The sequence below is a fragment of the Streptomyces gardneri genome, assembly GCF_006539185.1.
GTDB classification, from domain to species: Bacteria; Actinomycetota; Actinomycetes; order Streptomycetales; family Streptomycetaceae; genus Streptomyces; species Streptomyces gardneri.
In genome coordinates this window covers 1-2,811 of the sequence record NZ_BJMN01000119.1, presented here as the reverse complement: position 1 = coordinate 2,811, position 2,811 = coordinate 1, and the positions used below count along the sequence as shown (strand labels likewise).

Annotated in this window: 1 protein-coding gene; it reads right to left on the bottom strand. The window is 76.9% G+C overall.

The window, feature by feature from the left end:
* Positions 1-2,811, bottom strand: a 2,811-nt coding sequence (locus tag SGA01_RS40610) for a SpnB-like Rossmann fold domain-containing protein (protein WP_141303442.1), incomplete at both ends; no start/stop codon positions are given.

Sequence of the window (2,811 nt, the reverse complement as noted above, 5' to 3'; positions counted from 1 at the left end):
CCCCCAGGGCCTCCAGCTCACGCACGAGCTCGCCGGCGCCCGGGGCATCCGTGCCCCGGCGGCTCACGAGCAGGAGACGCCGCACGCCCCACTCGCTCACCACGTGCCGGGCCACGATGCCACCCAGCGCACCGGTGCCGCCGGTCAGCAGGACCGTGCCCTCCGGGGCGAGCCCCGACGGCATCGTGAGGACGACCTTGCCCGTGTGGCGGGCCTGGCTGACGTGCCGGAAGGCGTCGCGGGCCCGGCGCACGTCCCAGGTCGTGACAGGCAGGTGCCGGAGCACCCCGTCCTCGAAGAGGGCGATGACCTCGGCGAGCATCTCGCCGATCCGCTCCGGCCCGGCCTCGCCGAGGTCGAAGGCGCGGTAGCCGACACCGGGGTGGTCGGCGGCGACCCGCTCCGCGTCGCGGACGTCGGTCTTCCCCATCTCCACGAACCGGCCGCCCGGTCCGAGCAGGCGCAGCGAGGCGTCGACGAACTCGCGGGCGAGCGAGTTCAGTACGACGTCCATGCCCGCCCCGCCGGAAGCGGCACGGAACGCGGACTCGAAGTCCAGGGTGCGGGAGGAGGCGATGTGCGCGTCGTCCAGGCCGAGGGCGCGCAGGGCGTCCCACTTCCCGTGACTCGCCGTGCCGTGGACCTCCACGCCCCAGTGCCGGGCGAGCTGCACGGCGGCCATGCCCACGCCACCGGCGGCGGAGTGGACCAGGAGGCGTTCGCCAGGCTTGACGTCCGCCAGGTCGCGCAGGGCGTAGACGGCCGTCAGGAACACCACCGGCACGGAGGCGCCCTGGGCGAACGTCCACCCCGCGGGCATCCGCGCGACGGTCCGCGCGTCCGCCACGACGACCGGGGCGTACGCGCCGGACAGCAGGCCCATGACCCGGTCGCCGGGGGCGAGGTGCGTGACGCCGGGGCCGGTCGCGGTGACCACACCGGCGCCCTCGGTGCCCATCAGCGCCGGATCGGGGTACATGCCGAGGGCGATCAGGACGTCGCGGAAGTTGAGACCGGTGGCCCGGATCGCGATGCGGACCTGTCCCGGGCCGAGCGGCTCCGGGGCGAGGGTCTCGGCGTCGCCGGGCGTCGCCGTGAGGCTCTCCAGGCTGCCGTCCGTACCGGGCTCCAGGCGCCAGAGGGCCGGAGCGGCGGGCAGCGGCAGAGCGGCGAGGCCGTCGGCCGCGGCGGGCGCGGCGGCCCGCGCCAGGCGGGGTACGAGGAGCGCGCCGTCCCGGAGGGCGAGCTGCGGCTCGCCCGAGCCGAGGGCGGTCGCGAGGGTGCTGCCGAGGGCGGCGTCTCCGGCGGTGGCGTCCCCTGCATTCCGGGTTTCCCCTGTCGTCCGGCCTTCCCCTGTCGTCCGGCCTTCCCCTGCGAGGTCGAGCAGGACGAACCGGCCCGGACTCTCCGTCTGCGCGGACCGGCCGAGGCCCCAGACGGCGGCCTGTCCCGTCGACCGCAGGCCGTCGCCGGAACGGGCGGCGACCGCGTCGCGGGTCACGAGCACCAGGCGCGCATCGGTGAACCGCTCGTCGGCCAGCCAGGCCTGCATCAGCGCGAGCGACCCGTGCAGGGCCTCGCGGACATGCTCCGGCCCACCGGGGCCGGGGGCGGGGCAGGCCACCAGGACGGTCGCCGGGGCCGGGGTCTCGCCCCGGTCGACGGCCGCCACCAGGGCGGCGAGGTCCGGGAAGGACAGGACCTCGGTGCCACCGGCGCGCAGCGCCGCGGCGAGGCCGTCGGCGTCGCCGCCCAGCACGACCGCGCCGGGCAGGGCCTGCGCGGCACCGTCCCAGGCGGTCCACTCCAGCAGGTGCAGCGAGTCCGGCGTCGGGTCGCTGAAGGCCGCCAGCTGCGCGGGGTCGACGGGCAGCACCGTGAGGGAGTCCGCGGCGAACACCGGCTGCCCGGAGGCGTCGGCGGCGCTCACGGACACCGTGTCCGGGCCGGCGGGGGCCAGCCGCACGCGGAGGGCGGTGGCGCCGACCGCGTACAGGGAGATCCCGCTCCAGGCGAACGGCAGCCGCGTGCCCTCGCCGAAGGCCCCGCCCGCACCGGCCGCCTGCACGGCGGCGTCGAGCAGCGCCGGGTGAAGGCCGAACCGCGCGCCCTCGGCACCGGCGACCTCGGTCGGCAGGGCCACGTCGGCGAACACCTCGTCGCCACGCCGCCAGACACCACGGACGCCCTGGAAGAGAGGGCCGTAGCCGTAGCCGCTGGCCGCGAAGCGCTCGTACAGGCCCTCCACGTCCACCGGTTCGGCGCCCGGCGGCGGCCAGGCCTCCGGGTCGGCGACGGGGGCGGTGCGGTCCGCACGGGCGGCCAGCACACCGGTGGCGTGCCGCGTCCACTCAGCCTCGCCCGGCGCGTCCTCCGGGTGCGCGTAGAGCCCGAAGGTGCGGCGCCCGGACTCGTCGCTCGCGCCGACGGACAGCTGTACGCGGACCGCGCCGCGACGGGGCAGGACGAGCGGCGCGTCGAGGGTGAGCTCCTCGACCAGATCGCAACCGACCTGGTCCCCGGCGCGGAACGCCAGCTCCACGAACGCCGTTCCCGGCAGCAGCACGGTGCCGGCCACCGCGTGGTCCGCCAGCCAGGGGTGCGTACGGAGGGAAAGGCTCCCCGTGAGCAGGCAGCCGTCGGAGTCCGCGAGCGCCACGGCCGCGCCGAGCAGCGGGTGCTCGGCCGCCCCGAGACCGGCGGAGGTGATGTCACCGGCGGCGGAGAGGTCGGGCTGCGGCCAGTAGCGCTCGGTCTGGAAGGCGTAGGTGGGCAGGTCGGGGTGGGTGGTCGTGGTGGGGAGGAGGGAGG